16 protein-coding genes are annotated in these 17,040 nt (G+C 62.1%); 3 read left to right on the plus strand and 13 right to left on the minus strand.

From position 1 onward, the window contains the following. Positions 1-37 precede the first annotated feature (37 nt). Both mutS and fdxA read left to right on the plus strand, forming a co-directional pair. Positions 38-2,608: a DNA mismatch repair protein MutS gene (mutS, locus tag HMPREF3173_RS08530; protein ID WP_043208806.1), complete on the plus strand. Its 2,571-nt coding sequence runs from the start codon at positions 38-40 to the stop codon at positions 2,606-2,608. A gap of 140 nt (positions 2,609-2,748) precedes the next feature. After that, a complete protein-coding gene (gene fdxA, locus HMPREF3173_RS08535; RefSeq protein WP_016392282.1) occupies positions 2,749-3,072 on the plus strand; it encodes a ferredoxin FdxA in 324 nt (107 codons plus the stop codon). 597 nt (positions 3,073-3,669) lie between these two features. On the opposite strand, the gene rpoS is transcribed toward fdxA, so the two are convergent. From rpoS to HMPREF3173_RS08575, 8 genes are all read right to left on the minus strand, one after another. After that, positions 3,670-4,677: an RNA polymerase sigma factor RpoS gene (rpoS, locus tag HMPREF3173_RS08540; protein ID WP_043208809.1), complete on the minus strand. Its 1,008-nt coding sequence runs from the start codon at positions 4,675-4,677 to the stop codon at positions 3,670-3,672. A gap of 109 nt (positions 4,678-4,786) precedes the next feature. Continuing rightward, entirely contained in the window at positions 4,787-5,647 is an 861-nt protein-coding gene (locus HMPREF3173_RS08545; protein WP_070572354.1) for a peptidoglycan DD-metalloendopeptidase family protein, read from the minus strand. A 186-nt stretch (positions 5,648-5,833) separates the two neighbouring features. Then, the gene (locus HMPREF3173_RS08550) at positions 5,834-6,472 is read right to left on the minus strand and encodes a protein-L-isoaspartate(D-aspartate) O-methyltransferase (RefSeq protein WP_167358117.1); all 639 of its coding nucleotides are present in this window, start codon (positions 6,470-6,472) and stop codon (positions 5,834-5,836) included. Positions 6,473-6,510: 38 nt separating this feature from the next. After that, on the minus strand, positions 6,511-7,260 hold the full coding sequence (gene surE, locus HMPREF3173_RS08555) for a 5'/3'-nucleotidase SurE (protein WP_043208815.1): 750 nt from the start codon (positions 7,258-7,260) through the stop codon (positions 6,511-6,513). Further along, complete coding sequence (gene truD, locus HMPREF3173_RS08560) at positions 7,248-8,306, minus strand: tRNA pseudouridine(13) synthase TruD (RefSeq protein WP_043208817.1); 1,059 nt, start codon at positions 8,304-8,306, stop codon at positions 7,248-7,250. The genes surE and truD overlap by 13 nt, the downstream gene beginning before the upstream one ends. Beyond that, complete coding sequence (gene ispF, locus HMPREF3173_RS08565; RefSeq protein WP_043208819.1) at positions 8,303-8,776, minus strand: 2-C-methyl-D-erythritol 2,4-cyclodiphosphate synthase; 474 nt, start codon at positions 8,774-8,776, stop codon at positions 8,303-8,305. Before ispF ends, truD begins: the two co-directional genes overlap by 4 nt. A 124-nt stretch (positions 8,777-8,900) precedes the next feature. Continuing rightward, positions 8,901-9,755 carry an S-formylglutathione hydrolase gene (fghA, locus tag HMPREF3173_RS08570; protein WP_070572357.1) on the minus strand — a complete coding sequence of 285 codons (855 nt, stop codon included), beginning with the start codon at positions 9,753-9,755 and terminating at the stop codon, positions 8,901-8,903. Positions 9,756-9,764: 9 nt separating this feature from the next. After that, on the minus strand, positions 9,765-10,877 hold the full coding sequence (locus tag HMPREF3173_RS08575; protein WP_043208823.1) for an S-(hydroxymethyl)glutathione dehydrogenase/class III alcohol dehydrogenase: 1,113 nt from the start codon (positions 10,875-10,877) through the stop codon (positions 9,765-9,767). A 108-nt stretch (positions 10,878-10,985) separates the two neighbouring features. Here HMPREF3173_RS08575 and HMPREF3173_RS08580 point away from each other — a divergent pair, with 108 nt between their 5' ends. Beyond that, on the plus strand, positions 10,986-11,882 hold the full coding sequence (locus tag HMPREF3173_RS08580) for a LysR substrate-binding domain-containing protein (RefSeq protein WP_070572359.1): 897 nt from the start codon (positions 10,986-10,988) through the stop codon (positions 11,880-11,882). A gap of 59 nt (positions 11,883-11,941) precedes the next feature. On the opposite strand, the gene ispD is transcribed toward HMPREF3173_RS08580, so the two are convergent. From ispD to HMPREF3173_RS08605, 5 genes are all read right to left on the minus strand, one after another. Further along, a complete protein-coding gene (gene ispD / locus HMPREF3173_RS08585) occupies positions 11,942-12,649 on the minus strand; it encodes a 2-C-methyl-D-erythritol 4-phosphate cytidylyltransferase (protein WP_043208827.1) in 708 nt (235 codons plus the stop codon). Beyond that, positions 12,646-12,927 (minus strand): cell division protein FtsB, encoded by a 282-nt coding sequence (gene ftsB / locus HMPREF3173_RS08590; RefSeq protein ID WP_043208829.1) that lies wholly within the window; start codon positions 12,925-12,927, stop codon positions 12,646-12,648. Before ftsB ends, ispD begins: the two co-directional genes overlap by 4 nt. Positions 12,928-13,084: 157 nt before the next feature. Then, on the minus strand, positions 13,085-14,374 hold the full coding sequence (gene eno / locus HMPREF3173_RS08595; protein ID WP_043208831.1) for a phosphopyruvate hydratase: 1,290 nt from the start codon (positions 14,372-14,374) through the stop codon (positions 13,085-13,087). Positions 14,375-14,523: 149 nt separating this feature from the next. Continuing rightward, positions 14,524-15,369 carry a 3-deoxy-8-phosphooctulonate synthase gene (gene kdsA, locus HMPREF3173_RS08600; protein ID WP_043208834.1) on the minus strand — a complete coding sequence of 282 codons (846 nt, stop codon included), beginning with the start codon at positions 15,367-15,369 and terminating at the stop codon, positions 14,524-14,526. A gap of 3 nt (positions 15,370-15,372) precedes the next feature. Then, positions 15,373-17,001 (minus strand): CTP synthase, encoded by a 1,629-nt coding sequence (locus tag HMPREF3173_RS08605; RefSeq protein ID WP_043208837.1) that lies wholly within the window; start codon positions 16,999-17,001, stop codon positions 15,373-15,375. Positions 17,002-17,040: the final 39 nt, after the last annotated feature.

Raw genomic sequence — 17,040 nt, forward strand, 5'->3', positions numbered from 1 at the left:
GTTTCGCATTTTGTCTGAGACAGCTTCAAGGCCTTGAATGTCTGACCTTTCCGCACACACACCAATGATGCAGCAGTACTGGAAGCTGAAAAACCAGCACCCAGACCAGCTGATGTTCTACCGCATGGGCGATTTCTACGAGATCTTCTACGAAGATGCGAAGAAAGCCGCCAAACTGCTGGATATCACTCTGACCGCCCGTGGCCAGTCCGCCGGCCAGTCGATCCCCATGTGCGGGATTCCCTTCCACTCGCTGGAAGGCTATCTGGCCAAGTTGGTCAAGCTGGGCGAGTCGGTGGTGATCTGCGAGCAGATCGGCGACCCGGCCACCAGCAAGGGTCCGGTGGAACGCCAAGTGGTGCGGATCATCACCCCCGGCACGGTCAGCGACGAAGCGCTGCTCGACGAGCGCCGCGACAACTTGATCGCCGCGCTGCTTGGGGACGAGCGTCTGTTCGGCCTGGCCGTGCTGGATATCACCAGCGGCAACTTCACCGTGCAGGAGATCAAAGGCTGGGAAAACCTCCTGGCCGAACTCGAACGCATCAACCCGGTGGAACTGTTGATCCCCGACGACTGGCCGCAAGGCCTGCCAGCCGAGAAACGCCCGGGCTGCCGCCGCCGCGCGCCCTGGGACTTCGACCGCGACTCGGCGCGCAAGAGTCTGTGCCAGCAGTTCGCGACCCAGGACCTCAAAGGCTTTGGCTGCGACAAGCTGACCCTTGCCATCGGCGCCGCCGGCTGCCTGCTGACCTACGCGAAGGAAACCCAACGCACCACCCTGCCTCACCTGCGCAGCCTGCGTCATGAGCGCATGGATGACACCGTGATCCTGGATGGCGCCAGCCGTCGCAACCTGGAGCTGGACATCAACCTGGCCGGGGGGCGCGAAAACACCCTGCAATCGGTGATCGACCGTTGCCAGACCGCCATGGCCAGTCGCCTGTTGACCCGTTGGCTGAACCGCCCGCTGCGCGACCTCAAGGTGCTCAAGGCTCGCCAGGATTCGATCCGCTGCCTGCTCGACGGCTACCGCTTCGAGAAGCTGCAACCGCAGCTCAAGGAAATCGGCGATATCGAGCGGATCCTCGCCCGCATCGGCCTGCGTAACGCCCGCCCACGAGATCTCGCGCGCCTGCGCGATGCCCTCGGCGCCCTGCCCGAGCTGCAGAATGCCATGGCCGAGCTCGAAGCGCCGCACCTGGCACGCCTGGCCGCCATCGCCGGCACCTACCCGGAGCTCGCCAGCCTGTTGGAACGGGCCATTCTCGACAACCCGCCAGCGGTGATCCGCGACGGCGGCGTGCTCAAGACCGGCTACGACACCGAGCTGGACGAGCTGCTGGCCATGAGCGAGAACGCCGGGCAGTTCCTCATCGATCTGGAAGCCCGTGAGAAGGCCCGCACCGGCCTGGCCAACCTTAAGGTCGGTTACAACCGCGTGCACGGCTACTTCATCGAACTGCCCACCAAGCAAGCCGAGCAGGCGCCAGCCGACTACATCCGCCGCCAGACCCTCAAAGGCGCAGAGCGCTTCATCACACCCGAGCTCAAGGCCTTCGAGGACAAGGCGCTGTCGGCCAAGAGCCGCGCCCTGGCCCGGGAAAAGATGCTCTATGACGCCTTGCTCGAGACTTTGATCGGCCACCTGGCACCGCTTCAGGACAGCGCCGCCGCCCTGGCCGAGCTGGACGTGCTGAGCAACCTGGCCGAACGCGCCCTGAACCTGGACTTGAACTGCCCAAGCTTCGTCGACGAGCCGTGCCTGCGCATCGAGCAGGGTCGCCATCCGGTCGTCGAACAGGTACTCACCACGCCATTCGTGGCCAATGACCTGGCGCTGGACAACAGCACACGCATGCTGATCATCACCGGCCCGAACATGGGTGGTAAATCCACCTACATGCGCCAGACCGCGTTGATCGTGCTGATGGCGCACATCGGCAGCTTCGTGCCGGCGGCGCGCTGCGAGCTGTCGCTGGTCGACCGCATCTTCACCCGCATCGGCTCCAGCGACGACCTGGCCGGCGGCCGCTCGACCTTCATGGTCGAGATGAGCGAAACCGCGAACATCCTGCACAACGCCACCGACCGCAGCCTGGTGCTGATGGACGAAGTGGGGCGTGGCACCAGTACCTTCGACGGTCTTTCCCTGGCCTGGGCTGCGGCCGAGCGCCTGGCCCAATTGCGTGCCTATACCCTATTCGCCACGCATTACTTCGAGCTGACCGTGCTGCCGGAGAGCGAGCCGCTGGTGGCCAACGTGCACCTGAACGCCACCGAGCACAACGAGCGGATCGTCTTCCTGCACCACGTCCTCCCGGGCCCTGCCAGTCAGAGCTACGGCCTGGCCGTGGCGCAGTTGGCTGGCGTGCCTTCCCCGGTGATCCAGCGTGCCCGTGAACACCTGGGCCGCCTGGAAACCACCAGCCTGCCCCATGAGCAGCCGATCAAGGCTGCCAAGGGCGAGCCGCAAGTGCCGCATCAGAGCGACCTGTTCGCCAGCCTGCCACATCCGGCCATCGAGAAGCTGGGCAAGCTGGACCTGGACAATATGACGCCGCGCCAAGCTATCGAAACGCTATATCAACTGAAAAACCTGTTATAACGGCGCCCACTACAAACTGGTAGAATCCGCCGCGGTTTGCTGGTGCTGCAGGTTATTAGCCTGGCCTGCAGCCAATGCCTGTAAACCGCGCGGCCCTGATGAGGAAGGGCCGCCGCCGTCGCCTGAGGAGAGAATTAGAAATGACCTTCGTCGTCACCGACAACTGCATCAAATGCAAGTACACCGACTGCGTGGAAGTCTGTCCGGTGGACTGCTTCTACGAAGGCCCGAACTTCCTGGTCATCCACCCGGACGAGTGCATCGACTGCGCCCTGTGCGAACCGGAATGCCCAGCTCAAGCCATTTTCTCGGAAGACGAAGTGCCTGCCGGCATGGAGAACTTCATCGAGCTCAATGCCGAACTGGCGGAGATCTGGCCGAACATCACTGAGCGTAAGGATGCCCTGCCTGACGCTGAAGAGTGGGACGGCAAGCCTGGCAAGATTGCAGATCTGGAACGCTGATAGCGTCCGGATACGAAAAGGCCCCAAACGGGGCCTTTTTCATTTCTGGAAATGCGCCATACAAACTGCCAAAGCCGGCGATGGACTGCAAAGCAGCCCCAAGGGACAGGACCACTTCATTCGAGGCCAAGCGGATAGCCCCTGCACGCCACATGAAGCGCAGCCTCTGCCACTGAATTCAAGGCAAAAAAAGGGGCGGTTTGACCCGCCCACATTTTTTCCGTAGTCCCTGCTTGTCCTAAACATCATCCTGATGAATCGCATCTTGCGATGTCCATGACCTTCATCCGTGAAGGCTGTGCCGGTCCGTCGACACAGTTCGAATACTAGCCACTCCAGCACGGCGAGCAAGGGCTAAACCTCTCAAAACGCTACAGCTGACACATCTTTTAATGCCTAAAAAAGCATTACTTTTCAGATACTTGAATAAATAGATAGCTTAGAAACGACAATGATTTACTGATCCTTACGGGGAAGTCTTACACCACGAGTAAGCGATCTCTTACACGCAAAGCAACGTAGGTAGCGAAATAAACAATCCTCTCAGATACAAAAACGCCCCGAGATTATCGGGGCGTTTTGGTGTTGCGATTGCGCTTACTGGAACAGCGACTCACTCGAGAGGCCGTTCTTTTCAAGGATTTCACGTAGACGCTTGAGCCCCTCGACCTGGATCTGCCGCACGCGCTCTCGGGTCAGGCCGATTTCCAGGCCTACATCCTCAAGGGTGCTGCTTTCGTGGCCCCGCAAGCCGAACCGACGCACCACTACCTCACGCTGCTTGTCGGTCAACTCACCCAGCCATTGGTCGATGCTCTGGGAGAGGTCGTCGTCCTGCAGCAGCTCGCACGGGTCGGTCGGGCGATCGTCCGTCAGCGTGTCGAGCAGGGTCTTGTCGGAGTCCGGGCCGAGCGAAACGTCCACCGAAGAGACACGCTCGTTGAGCCCAAGCATGCGCTTGACCTCGGCCACGGGTTTTTCCAAAAGCCCGGCGATTTCTTCCGGGGAAGGCTCGTGGTCGAGCTTCTGGGTCAGCTCCCGCGCGGCACGCAGGTAGACGTTGAGCTCCTTGACCACGTGGATCGGCAGGCGGATGGTGCGGGTCTGGTTCATGATCGCCCGTTCGATGGTCTGGCGAATCCACCAGGTCGCATAGGTCGAGAAACGGAAACCGCGCTCCGGATCGAACTTTTCCACCGCGCGGATCAGACCGAGGTTGCCCTCTTCGATCAGGTCGAGCAGCGACAGGCCACGATTAACGTAGCGGCGCGCAATTTTGACCACCAGGCGCAGGTTGCTCTCGATCATGCGTTTACGGCCAGCCGGATCGCCTTTTTGCGACAGGCGTGCGTAATGCACTTCCTCTTCGGGGGAGAGCAGCGGAGAAAAGCCGATTTCGTTGAGATACAGCTGGGTGGCGTCGAGCGCCCGGCTGTAATCGATGTACTTGTGCTGTTTGAGCGATGAGCCTTGTTTGGCCTTGGTCCGAACCGAAGGTACAGCAGGTTCGTCTGACACCACATCCGTTTCCAAAACGATGCCCGTCTCCATCAACAGGAGGTCATCGTCGATGTCAAACTCCGGCACTTCTTTGCTGAGAGCCATTGTTATAGTCCTTTGCTGAGTTCGAACTCAGACTCGAGCGGCACCTGTTTCCCTGGCAGCGCTGGAGCCTGTCCCCTCTACGTCAGCAGGAACAGGCTGGGTGCAAAGATCAACGACGTGGCAAGAACTGGAGCGGATCGACGGGTTTGCCCTGGCGGCGAATCTCGAAATGCAGCTTCACCCGATCAGTGCCCGTGGACCCCATTTCAGCGATCGTCTGCCCTGCCTTGACCTGCTGCCCCTCCCGAACCAAAAGCCTGCGGTTATGACCGTAGGCACTGACGTAGGTATCGTTGTGCTTGATGATGATCAGCTCGCCGTAGCCCCTCAAGCCACTTCCGGCATACACCACTGAACCACCAGACGCAGCAAAAACAGGCTGTCCCAAATCACCGGCGATATCAATGCCTTTATTCAAACTACCGTTTGAAGCGAATTTTCCAATCAACACACCATTGGCAGGCCAGCTCCAGCCCCCTACCGAGCGCTCGGCAGCAGGTACCTGGGTAATCACTGGAGCGGTGGTCGTCGCAGGTGGGGAGACCGGTTTACCGCTATTGCTGGCAGGCGGCGTGGAGGTGCTTGCCACCGGGCGACGGGTGACCGTGGTCTTGCTCGAGGAGGACGGGCTGGACACCACCGTGGTGCTACCACCGCTGCCGCTGCTGAAGCGGATCGGCTGGCCGGGGCGAATGGTATAAGGCGCCGCAATGCCGTTGCGCGCGGCCAGCTCTTTGTAGTCCCAACCGTAGCGGAAGGCGATGGAGTACAGGGTATCGCCGGGCTTGACCACATATTGGCCTGAGGTAACGGTCGGGCGCTTGGGCACGGTGTTGTTGCGATCCACCACACGAGCGCCACTCGAACCGGTGCTGGAGCAGCCCGCCAGCGATGTCGCCATGGCCAGCGCAATCACCAGAAGCTTGAAAACCGACCGATCCTTGCGTTGCCGCATGATTGTGTGACCCACCCGCGCTCCCCTCATGGTGCCGAAAAACGATATGACGATACGAAATGCAATATTGTTGCAATTATAAACGAGACAGACCGGGTTGGGTGGCTGGCTCAGGTGCCGCGGCAAGCGCGACGAAACCCCGCACGATAGACAGGTTCGCGGCTGAAGAATTCGTCGACGACGCAAATATTCAGCGCGCCCTCACGCCACCGGACCGTTGAGCAGCGGCACGAAACGCACGGCGCCCAGTACGCGACGGGAGAACCCATGTTCCTCGCGCACGATCAACATCAACTGTTGGGACTCGCCGGCAGCGCCCACTGGAATCACCATGCGTCCACCCGGCGCCAGCTGGTCCAGCAAGGCTTGGGGAACCTCCGGCGCCACGGCTGTCACGATGATGCCGTTGTAAGGCGCCAGCGCCGGCCATCCTTCACAGCCGTCGCCCCAACGAAACACCACGTTGCGCAGGTTGAGCTCGACCAGGCGCTCCTTGGCCCGGTCCTGCAGGACCTTGATCCGCTCCACCGAGAACACCCGCTCCACCAGTTGCGCGAGAATGGCGGTCTGGTAACCCGACCCCGTGCCGATCTCCAAGACCTTGTCCAACGGCCCGGCCTCCAGCAGCAGCTCACTCATGTGCGCCACCATGAACGGCTGGGAAATGGTCTGGTTATGCCCGATCGGCAGCGCGGTGTCCTCGTAGGCCCGGTGCGCCAGGGCCTCGTCGACAAACAGATGACGCGGGGTGCGACGGATGACCTCGAGCACCTGGGTGTTCGAGACGCCTTCCTCGTACAGACGCTGGATCAACCGCTCCCGGGTACGCTGGGAGGTCATGCCGATGCCTCGGCGCAGCAGATCGTCCTGTTCGCGCATCAGAGCAGATCCTCCACCCAGCCATCGAGACGCTCGAAGGCTTCGTTGAAGGTGCGGTCCAGTTGCAGCGGGGTGATCGACACGTACCCCTGCATCACCGCGTGAAAGTCGGTCCCCGGCCCGCCGTCCTCGGCGTCACCGGCCACGGCGATCCAGTAGCCTTCCTTGCCACGCGGGTTGACCACCTTGGTCGGCGCCGCTGCCCGCGCCCGATGGCCGAGCCGGGTGAGCTGGATGCCACGAATGTGTTCCAGAGGCAGGTTTGGGATGTTCACGTTGAGCACGGTGCGAGGCGGCAGCTCCAGGCGCGACTGGGCTTCAACCAGGCGGCGGGCGATGTAGGCCGCGGTCGGCAGGTTGTCTGGCAGGCGCGACAACAGCGAAAACGCCAGCGATGTGCCGCCCAGGAAGCGCCCCTCCAGTGCCGCGGCGACCGTGCCGGAATAGAGCACGTCATCCCCGAGGTTGGCTCCCAGGTTGATACCGGACACGACCATATCGGGCGTCTCGGGCAACAACCCGTTAAGCCCTAAATGCACGCAGTCGGTGGGCGTGCCGTTCAGGCTGATGAAGCCGTTGGCCAGGGTCTGCGGATGCAGCGGCCGGTCCAGTGTCAGTGAACTGCTCGCACCGCTTTTGTCTTGATCCGGGGCAATCACCACGCACTCGGCGTAGTCCGCCAGCGCAGCATGCAGCGCGGCAAGGCCGGGTGCGGTAACACCGTCGTCATTCGAAATCAGAATACGCATGGGCTGTCCGTCTGCCCTGCCGGCACCAGATCGACGAGCTCGCGCACCACCACGGTGGCGAAGCATCCGGCCGGAAGGACGAATTCCAGTTGCAGGATATCAGGCTCGGGATAATGCCACGTCAGCCCGCCAATAGGGAGCCGCAGGATGCGTCGTTCGTGATTCATGCCTGCTCGTGCCAACCACTGGCACAGCGCCAGATGCCGATCGCCGATGGCTGTTTCCAGCATAGACGTATCGCCGCGGGTCGGTGAGACGCCTTCGCCCCAGAGCGGCCCGGTGGGATGCAAGTCAAGAATCGCCAGTCGTGGATCGGTACATTCCTGCTCACCCGCCGGGAAGAAACTGCGGCTTTCTGTGAAGGCCAGCAAATCACCGACCTGCGCTGTGTTCCAGCTGCCATTGGCGACACGCGCGGCCAGCACCTGGTTGAACACGTAGCTGCGCGCGGCGGACAACAGCCGCGAGCGGACATTGCGCTGCTCCGGCAATGCGTTGCGCTCGGCCCACTGGCGGGCGTCATGCACGTTGCCGCCCTCGTGGCCGAACCGTTGGCTGCCGAAGTAATTGGGCACCCCATGCTGCTTGAGTTGTTCCAGGCGCGCATCGAGGGCTTGGTGATCGGCCGCAAGAGCCGTGAGGCGCAAGGTGAAGCCGTTAGCCGAATGGGCCCCGCGCTGGAGCTTGCGCTGGTGACGTACCTGCTTGAGTACGCGCAGGCTTGCATCTTCGGCACGGGACAGGTCAGGGTCGGCCTTGCCCGGCAGGTGCAGACTGAACCACTGACGGGTCAGGGCCTGTCGGTCCTTGAGGCCGGCATAGCTGATCGAGCGAACCGGCACGCCGGCGGCACGCGCCAGGCGACGGGCCGCTTCCTCGGTGTTCAGGTCACGTTTTTCGACCCACAGCCAGAGGTGCTCGCCCTGGCCAGAGAGGGGAATGTCCAGCACTTCGTCGACCTGAAAGTCCTCAGCCACTGCCTTGAGCACCGCCTGGCCCAAGGAGCCCCCCCAGGCCCGTGGGCCCAGCAGTTCCAGTTCGGTCATGCTGGCAGCAACAGGGCCACCGCATGCACGGCGATGCCCTCCTCACGGCCGGTGAAACCCAGCTTCTCGGTGGTGGTGGCCTTGACGTTGACTTGGTCGAGTTCGACCTGCAGGTCTTCGGCGATCAACTGGCGCATGGTCGGAATATGCGGTGCCATCTTGGGTGCCTGGGCGACGATGGTGGTGTCGACGTTGCCGACCTTCCAGCCCTTGGCCTGGACGATGCCGACCACATGGCGCAGCAGCGCCCGGCTGTCGGCCCCTTTGAACTGAGGGTCGGTATCGGGGAAATGCTTGCCGATGTCGCCCAACGCCGCAGCGCCAAGCAGGGCATCGCTGAGCGCATGCAGCAGCACATCGCCGTCGGAATGGGCCAGCAGGCCGTATTTGTGGGGTATACGCACCCCACCCAGGGTAATGAAATCACCGTCGCCGAAACGGTGCACATCGTAGCCGTGGCCAATACGCATAAGAAAAAGCCCTGAATGAGTCAGGGCTGGATTCTACCTGCTTTGCTGGATATTGGGGCTGCTTTGCAGCCCCTTTACCGCAGCGACCCCGCTGGTGCGAAGCGGCCGCAAAGAAGCCCCTGGATCAGACCCTGCCCAACGCCACCGCGTGATGGCGCAGGTGTTCATCGATGAAGCTGGCGATGAAGTAGTAGCTGTGGTCATAGCCAGGCTGCAAACGCAGCGTCAGCTCATGTCCTCCCTTGCGCGCCGCCTGCTCCAGCGCCTGGGGCTTGAGCTGCTTCTCGAGAAAGTCATCCCGGTCACCCTGGTCGATCAGCAGCGGCGGGCATTGCCCGGCGGCTGTCTCGGCCAGCAGTACGCTGGCATCCCACTCGCGCCAGCGCGCCCGGTCGTCCCCCAGGTACCGGGAGAAAGCCTTTTCACCCCACGGGCAATCCATCGGATTGCTGATCGGCGAAAAGGCCGACACCGAGCGATAGCGCCCAGGGTTGCGCAGGGCGCAAACCAAGGCACCGTGCCCACCCATGGAGTGGCCGCTGATACTGCGCAGGTCGGAGGCTGGAAAATGCGCCTCGACCAAGGCGGGCAGCTCCTGCACCACGTAGTCGTGCATGCGGTAGTGCTGAGCCCAGGGCTGCTGGGTGGCGTTGAGGTAGAAACCTGCGCCCAGACCAAAGTCCCAGGCGCCATCCGGGTCACCCGGCACCTGCTCGCCGCGCGGGCTGGTGTCGGGGGCAACGATGATCAGGCCAAGCTCTGCGGCCAGGCGCTGGGCGCCGGCCTTTTGCATGAAGTTCTCGTCCGTGCACGTCAGGCCACTGAGCCAGTACAACACCGGCAGTTTCTCGCCCTGCTCGGCCTGCGGCGGCAGGTAGACGGCGAACACCATGTCGCAACCCAGGACCTTGGAGGCGTGCCGGTAGCGCTTGTGCCAGCCGCCGAAGCTTTTCTGGCAGGAGATGTTTTCCAGGCTCATGGGCAAACCTCAGAAATGGATCACGCTGCGGATGCTCTTGCCTTCATGCATCAGGTCGAAGGCTTTGTTGATGTCCTCCAGGCCCATGGTGTGGGTGATGAAGGTATCCAGCGGGATCTCGCCTTTCTGCGACATTTCCACGTAGCTTGGCAGCTCGCTGCGACCACGCACACCGCCGAATGCCGAACCACGCCAGACTCGGCCGGTCACCAGCTGGAACGGACGGGTGGAGATTTCCTGCCCGGCGCCGGCGACACCGATGATCACCGACTCACCCCAACCTTTGTGGCAGCACTCCAGCGCCGCACGCATCAGCTGGACGTTGCCTACGCATTCGAAGGAGTAGTCCACACCACCGTCGGTGAGGTCGACGATGACTTCCTGGATCGGACGGTCATAGTCCTTCGGGTTCACGCAGTCGGTGGCGCCGAGCTGGCGCGCGATCTCGAACTTGGCCGGGTTGATGTCCACGGCGATGATGCGCGAAGCCTTGGCCTTCACCGCACCGATGATCGCCGACAGACCGATGCCGCCCAGACCGAAGATGGCGACGGTGTCGCCAGCCTTGACCTTAGCGGTGTTGAGCACGGCACCGATACCAGTGGTGACGCCGCATCCGAGCAGGCAGACCTTCTCCAGTGGCGCATCCTTGGCGATTTTGGCCACGGAGATTTCCGGCAACACGGTGTACTCGGAGAACGTCGAGGTGCCCATGTAGTGGAACAGTTGCTGGCCTTTATAGGAAAAACGGGTGGTGCCATCCGGCATCAGGCCCTTGCCCTGGGTGGCGCGGATGGCCTGGCACAGGTTGGTCTTGCCCGAGCGGCAGAATTTGCACTGGCCGCACTCAGGGGTGTACAGCGGGATCACGTGGTCGCCGACAGCGACCGAGGTGACGCCCTCGCCCACGGCTTCGACGATCGCACCGCCCTCGTGGCCCAGGATCGAGGGGAAGATACCTTCCGGGTCGGCGCCCGACAGGGTGTAGGCATCGGTATGGCAGACACCGCTGGCCACCACACGCAGGAGCACTTCACCCGCTTTGGGCATGGCCACGTCGACTTCGACGATTTCCAGGGGTTTCTTGGCCTCGAAGGCAACAGCGGCGCGGGACTTGATCATCAACGGAACTCCAGACAAGGGATGATTGCTTCGGCTCAGTGTAATTCAAGCACTTTTGATGAATAATCCGGCGCAAGTAAAAACATTATTGCCATACAGGGATAATCCATGAGCAGTCGCTGGGAAGGCATCGACGAATTCGTCGCGGTGGCCGAGTCAGGTCAGTTCACCGCCGCCGCTGAACGTCTGGGTGTTTCGTCCTCGCACATCAGCCGACAAATCGCTCGTCTGGAAGAGCGCTTGCAGACACGGCTTCTGTACCGCAGTACCCGCCGGGTGACCCTGAGCGAGGCAGGGCAGACCTTCCTGCAACATTGCCAGCGCTTGCAGGACGGACGCGAAGAAGCCCTGCGCGCCATGGGCGACCTTGCCAGCGAGCCCAAAGGGCTGTTGCGCATGACCTGCGCGGTGGCTTATGGAGAACGCTTCATCGTCCCCTTGGTGACGCGCTTCATGGCCCAGTATCCGCAACTGCGCGTTGAGGTGGAACTGAGCAACCGCACCTTGGACTTGGTGCATGAGGGAATGGACCTGGCGATACGCCTCGGGCGACTGCAGGACTCACGCCTAGTGGCTACGCGCCTGGCCCCCCGGCGCATGTACCTGTGCGCCTCCCCCGCCTACCTTGAGCGCTATGGTCGCCCCCACAGCCTGTCGGAACTGACTCGGCACAACTGCCTGATCGGCAGTTCCGACCTCTGGGTGTTGCAGCAGGATGGGCGGGAGTTGAGTCAGCGGGTGCAGGGCAACTGGCGCTGCAACAGCGGGCAGGCCGTGCTGGATGCAGCATTGTTGGGCATGGGATTGTGCCAGTTGCCGGACTACTACGTACTCGAGCACCTCAACAGCGGTGCGCTGGTATCGCTGCTCGAAGCGCACCAGCCACCGAACACGGCTGTGTGGGCGCTGTACCCGCAGCAAAGGCACTTGTCACCGAAAGTGCGGCGGCTGGTGGACTACCTGAAGGAAGGGCTGGCGGAGCTGCCAGAGTATCGGCAAAACTGAGGATTCCGATGACCTCTTCACGGGGGCACTTGCGAAGAGGAGGACGCAAGCGTTCGGTTTCAGCGACGGGCGGCCCAGCGCTGGCGCAACCATTCCAGGTCTTCCGGACGGGTGACCTTTATGTTGTCGCTGCGCCCTTCAATCAAGCGCGGCGCCTGACCGGACCATTCGATGGCCGAGGCCTCGTCCGTGACCACCACATCGGAGACCAGGCATTCGGCCAGGGCCCGGTGCAAGGCCCCCAGGCGGAACATCTGCGGCGTGTAGGCCTGCCAGATGGTGCTGCGATCCACCGTGGCACTGACCCGTCCATTGGCATCGGCACGCTTGAGCGTGTCGCGAGCAGGCACCGCAAGTAAACCTCCGACAGGATCGTCGGCCAACTCCGACAGCAACCGATCCAGATCACTGCGTGCCAGGTTCGGTCGCGCCGCGTCATGCACCAGCACCCAGTCGCTGTCCGCCGCCCCTTGGGCATGCAAAAGCAATAATGCATTGAGCACCGAGTCGGCCCGCTCACGCCCCCCGGCCGCACGCTGTATGCGTGGGTCGTTGGCACAGCGTAGGCCAGGCCAGTAGGGATCATCGGCGGCAATGCTGACCACCACGCCCTTGAGCGAGGGGTGGTCGAGAAAACAGTCGAGGCTATGCTCGAGAAGGGTCTGCCCGCCCAATTGCAGATACTGCTTGGGACGATCGGCAGCCATGCGGGCACCGACGCCCGCGGCGGGAATCACGGCCCAGAAAGCCGGTAGCGTCTGCGTCATTTCTGCGGCAACTGGTAGAGGGTTTCACCCTCCTTGACCATCCCCAATTCGTGACGAGCCCGCTCTTCGACGGTCTCCATACCTTTTTTCAACTCCAGAACTTCAGCATCCAGCACGCGATTACGCTCGAGCAGCCGCTCGTTCTCGGCATGCTGTTCGGCGATCTGCTGCTTGAGCTCGGCCACTTGCGCCAGGCTGCCGTTACCCACCCAAAGGCGGTACTGCAGGCCGCCGAGCAGCAGGAGCAGGACGAGAAACAACCAATAGGGACTGCGCATCAAGATATCCAGAGGTAAAAGGCCGCCGCAGCGAGCTTCCAATAGCACGAAGCCTGGCCGAGGCCAGGCTTCGTCGACAGAAACCCGTAAGAGGCGTCTGACAGCTCAGTACGAACGTTCAGACGGCCTCGGCTGCTGCCTTTTTACCATCTCTTGCTCAGCCGCGAAACTCGGCACGACCGCGGTACACGGCCTTGGCGCCCAGTTGCTCTTCGATACGCAGCAGCTGGTTGTACTTCGAGACGCGGTCGGAACGGCACAGCGAACCGGTCTTGATCTGGCCAGCAGCGGTACCGACGGCCAGATCGGCGATGGTGGAGTCCTCGGTTTCACCCGAACGGTGGGAGATGACCGCGGTGTAGCCGGCAGCCTTGGCCATCTGGATGGCTTCCAGGGTTTCGGTCAGCGAGCCGATCTGGTTGAACTTGATCAGGATCGAGTTACCGATGCCCTTCTCGATGCCTTCCTTGAGGATCTTGGTGTTGGTCACGAACAGGTCGTCGCCGACCAGCTGTACCTTGGCACCGATCTTGTCGGTGAGGATCTTCCAGCCAGCCCAGTCGGACTCGTCCAGGCCATCTTCGATCGAGATGATCGGGAAGCGCTCGGTCAAGCCCTTGAGGTAATCGGCAAAGCCTTCGGCATCGAACGACTTGCCTTCGCCAGACAGGTTGTACTTGCCGTCTTCGTAGAACTCGGAAGCCGCGCAGTCCAGGGCCAGGGTCACGTCGGTGCCCAGCTTGTAGCCGGCCTTCTCGACGGCCTCGGCGATGGCGCCCAGGGCGTCTTCGTTGGAGGTCAGGTTTGGCGCGAAGCCACCTTCGTCACCCACAGCGGTGTTCAGGCCACGAGCCTTGAGCACGGCTTTGAGGTGGTGGAAGATTTCGGTACCCATGCGCAGGGCATCGGAGAAGGTCTTGGCGCCAACCGGCTGAACCATGAACTCCTGGATGTCGACGTTGTTGTCGGCGTGCTCGCCGCCGTTGATGATGTTCATCATCGGAACCGGCATGGAGTACTGGCCTGGGGTGCCATTGAGGTTGGCGATGTGTGCGTACAGCGGCAGGTCCTGATCCTGGGCAGCAGCCTTGGCGGCAGCCAGGGAGACGGCCAGGATGGCGTTGGCGCCCAGCTTGGCCTTGTTCTCGGTACCGTCCAGTTCGATCATGGCGCGGTCCAGGGCCTTCTGGTCGGCCGGGTCCTTGCCCAGCAGCAGGTCGCGGATCGGGCCGTTGATGTTGGCAACAGCCTTCAGCACGCCCTTGCCCAGGTAACGGCTCTTGTCGCCATCACGCAGCTCCAGCGCTTCACGCGAGCCGGTGGAAGCACCGGACGGCGCGCAGGCGCTGCCGATGATGCCGTTGTCGAGCAGAACATCGGCTTCCACGGTGGGGTTGCCACGCGAATCGAGAACTTCACGACCTTTGATGTCGACGATTTTTGCCATTGTTGTAAGCACTCCAGAATTGACGAAAACAACGCAGCTAAGGAAATCTGGGCGTTCGCCAGGCAGTTCGGGAACGGGCAGGCCTGGCGAAGGCGACCCCTGACCGTTCGGTCAGGGGTGAGGGCGGTACTTTACCGGAGAAATGAGCTTTACGCGGTCTCTACCGTCGGAAAACTTTTCACCAGGTCGTCCAGTTGCTTGAGCTGGGCCAGGAACGGCTCCAGCTTGTCCAGGCGCAGGGCGCAAGGACCATCGCACTTGGCGTTGTCCGGGTCCGGGTGGGCTTCCAGGAACAGCCCGGCCAGGCCTTGGCTCATGCCGGCCTTGGCCAGGTCGGTGACCTGGGCGCGACGACCACCGGCGGAATCGGAGCGACCGCCCGGCATCTGCAGGGCATGGGTCACATCGAAGAATACCGGATACTCGAACTGCTTCATGATGCCAAAGCCGAGCATGTCCACGACGAGGTTGTTGTAGCCGAAGCTCGAACCACGCTCGCAGAGGATCAACTGGTCGTTACCGGCTTCTTCGCACTTGGTCAGGATGTGCTTCATTTCCTGAGGCGCGAGGAACTGAGCCTTCTTGATGTTGATCACGGCGCCGGTCTTGGCCATCGCCACGACCAGGTCGGTCTGGCGCGACAGGAAGGCTGGCAGCTGGATGATGTCGCACACCTTGGCGACGGGCTCGGCTTGGTAGGGCTCGTGCACGTCGGTGATCACCGGCACCTTGAAGGTCTGCTTGATCTCTTCGAAGATCTTCAGCCCTTCTTCCATGCCCGGACCACGGTAGGAGTTGATCGACGAACGGTTGGCCTTGTCGAAGCTGGCCTTGAACACGTAAGGGATACCGAGCTTCTCGGTGACCCGCACGTAGGCTTCGCAGACCTTCAGGGCCAGGTCACGGGACTCCAGGACGTTCATGCCACCGAACAGGACGAACGGCTTGTCGTTGGCGATCTCGATGCTACCGACGCGAATGATCTTCTGGGTCATGGATCAGGCCTTGTTCTTCTGGGCCAGGGCCGCCTTGACGAAACCACTGAACAGCGGGTGGCCGTCACGTGGGGTCGAGGTGAACTCGGGGTGGAACTGGCAAGCGACGAACCATGGGTGGTCCTTGGACTCGACCACTTCAACCAGCGCACCGTCCTCGGAACGACCGGATACCACCAAGCCTGCCTCGACCAGCTGTGGCAGCAGGTTGTTGTTCACTTCGTAGCGGTGGCGGTGACGCTCGGTGATCACATCCTTGCCATAGCAGTCATGGACCTTGGAGCCGGCCGCCAGTTGGCAGTCCTGAGCACCCAGGCGCATGGTGCCGCCCAGGTCGGAAGCTTCGGAACGGGTCTCGACCGCGCCGGTCGCATCGGCCCATTCGGTGATCAGGCCGACGACCGGGTGGCCGCTGTTGCGGTCGAACTCGGTGGAGTTGGCGTCTTTCCAGCCCATCACGTTACGTGCGAACTCGATGACTGCGACCTGCATGCCCAGGCAGATGCCCAGGTACGGCACCTTGTTTTCGCGCGCGTACTGGACAGCGGTGATCTTGCCTTCCACGCCGCGCAGACCGAAACCGCCCGGGACGAGAATGGCATCGGCGCCTTCGAGCAGGCTGGTGCCCTGGTTCTCGATGTCTTCGGAGTCGATGTAGCGCAGGTTGACCTTGGTGCGGTTCTTGATGCCCGCATGGCTCATGGCCTCGATCAGCGACTTGTACGCATCCAGCAGTTCCATGTACTTGCCGACCATGGCGATGGTGACTTCATGCTCAGGGTTCAGCTTGGCATCGACGACCTGGTCCCACTCGGACAAATCGGCGCTGCTGCACTGCAGGCCGAAGCGCTCGACGACGAAGTCGTCCAGGCCCTGGGCATGCAATACACCTGGGATCTTGTAGATGGTATCGACGTCCTGCAGGGAGATCACCGCACGCTCTTCGACGTTGGTGAACAGGGCGATCTTGCGGCGCGACGACGCGTCGACCGGGTGGTCGGAACGGCAGATCAGCACGTCCGGCTGCAGGCCGATGGAGCGCAGTTCCTTGACCGAATGCTGGGTCGGCTTGGTCTTGGTCTCGCCGGCAGTGGCGATGTAAGGAACCAGGGTCAGGTGCATCAGCATGGCGCGCTTGGAGCCCACTTCGACGCGCAGCTGGCGGATCGCCTCGAGGAACGGCTGCGACTCGATGTCGCCGACGGTGCCGCCGATCTCGACCAGGGCGACGTCGGCATCGCCGGCGCCCTTGATGATGCGACGCTTGATCTCGTCGGTGATGTGCGGGATGACCTGGATGGTCGCGCCCAGATAGTCACCACGGCGCTCCTTGCGCAGCACATGCTCGTAGATACGGCCGGTGGTGAAGTTGTTGTTCTGGGTCATGGTGGTGCGGATGAACCGCTCGTAGTGGCCCAGGTCGAGGTCGGTCTCGGCGCCATCGTGGGTGACGAACACTTCACCATGCTGGAACGGGCTCATGGTGCCGGGGTCGACGTTGATGTACGGATCCAGCTTGAGCATGGTGACCTTGAGCCCCCGCGCCTCCAGGATGGCCGCCAAGGAAGCCGAGGCAATGCCTTTCCCCAATGAAGAAACAACACCGCCCGTGACGAATATGTAGCGCGTCATGAAAAACCCTAGAAGTCTGCGTTAAAGCGGTCAGCGCCG

The organism is Pseudomonas sp. HMSC08G10 (assembly GCF_001808425.1).
In the GTDB taxonomy this organism is placed as follows: domain Bacteria; phylum Pseudomonadota; class Gammaproteobacteria; order Pseudomonadales; family Pseudomonadaceae; genus Aquipseudomonas; species Aquipseudomonas guariconensis.

What these genes read in the sequence shown, in the direction of transcription:
- mutS (WP_043208806.1), top strand. Translation starts at nt 38, where the DNA reads ATGTCTGACCTTTCCGCACACACACCAATGATGCAGCAGTACTGGAAG.
- fdxA (WP_016392282.1), top strand. Translation starts at nt 2,749, where the DNA reads ATGACCTTCGTCGTCACCGACAACTGCATCAAATGCAAGTACACCGAC.
- rpoS (WP_043208809.1), bottom strand. Translation starts at nt 4,677, where the DNA reads ATGGCTCTCAGCAAAGAAGTGCCGGAGTTTGACATCGACGATGACCTC.
- HMPREF3173_RS08550 (WP_167358117.1), bottom strand. Translation starts at nt 6,472, where the DNA reads ATGACCTCCCAGCGTACCCGGGAGCGGTTGATCCAGCGTCTGTACGAG.
- surE (WP_043208815.1), bottom strand. Translation starts at nt 7,260, where the DNA reads ATGCGTATTCTGATTTCGAATGACGACGGTGTTACCGCACCCGGCCTT.
- truD (WP_043208817.1), bottom strand. Translation starts at nt 8,306, where the DNA reads ATGACCGAACTGGAACTGCTGGGCCCACGGGCCTGGGGGGGCTCCTTG.
- ispF (WP_043208819.1), bottom strand. Translation starts at nt 8,776, where the DNA reads ATGCGTATTGGCCACGGCTACGATGTGCACCGTTTCGGCGACGGTGAT.
- fghA (WP_070572357.1), bottom strand. Translation starts at nt 9,755, where the DNA reads ATGAGCCTGGAAAACATCTCCTGCCAGAAAAGCTTCGGCGGCTGGCAC.
- HMPREF3173_RS08575 (WP_043208823.1), bottom strand. Translation starts at nt 10,877, where the DNA reads ATGATCAAGTCCCGCGCCGCTGTTGCCTTCGAGGCCAAGAAACCCCTG.
- HMPREF3173_RS08580 (WP_070572359.1), top strand. Translation starts at nt 10,986, where the DNA reads ATGAGCAGTCGCTGGGAAGGCATCGACGAATTCGTCGCGGTGGCCGAG.
- ispD (WP_043208827.1), bottom strand. Translation starts at nt 12,649, where the DNA reads ATGACGCAGACGCTACCGGCTTTCTGGGCCGTGATTCCCGCCGCGGGC.
- ftsB (WP_043208829.1), bottom strand. Translation starts at nt 12,927, where the DNA reads ATGCGCAGTCCCTATTGGTTGTTTCTCGTCCTGCTCCTGCTGCTCGGC.
- eno (WP_043208831.1), bottom strand. Translation starts at nt 14,374, where the DNA reads ATGGCAAAAATCGTCGACATCAAAGGTCGTGAAGTTCTCGATTCGCGT.
- kdsA (WP_043208834.1), bottom strand. Translation starts at nt 15,369, where the DNA reads ATGACCCAGAAGATCATTCGCGTCGGTAGCATCGAGATCGCCAACGAC.
- HMPREF3173_RS08605 (WP_043208837.1), bottom strand. Translation starts at nt 17,001, where the DNA reads ATGACGCGCTACATATTCGTCACGGGCGGTGTTGTTTCTTCATTGGGG.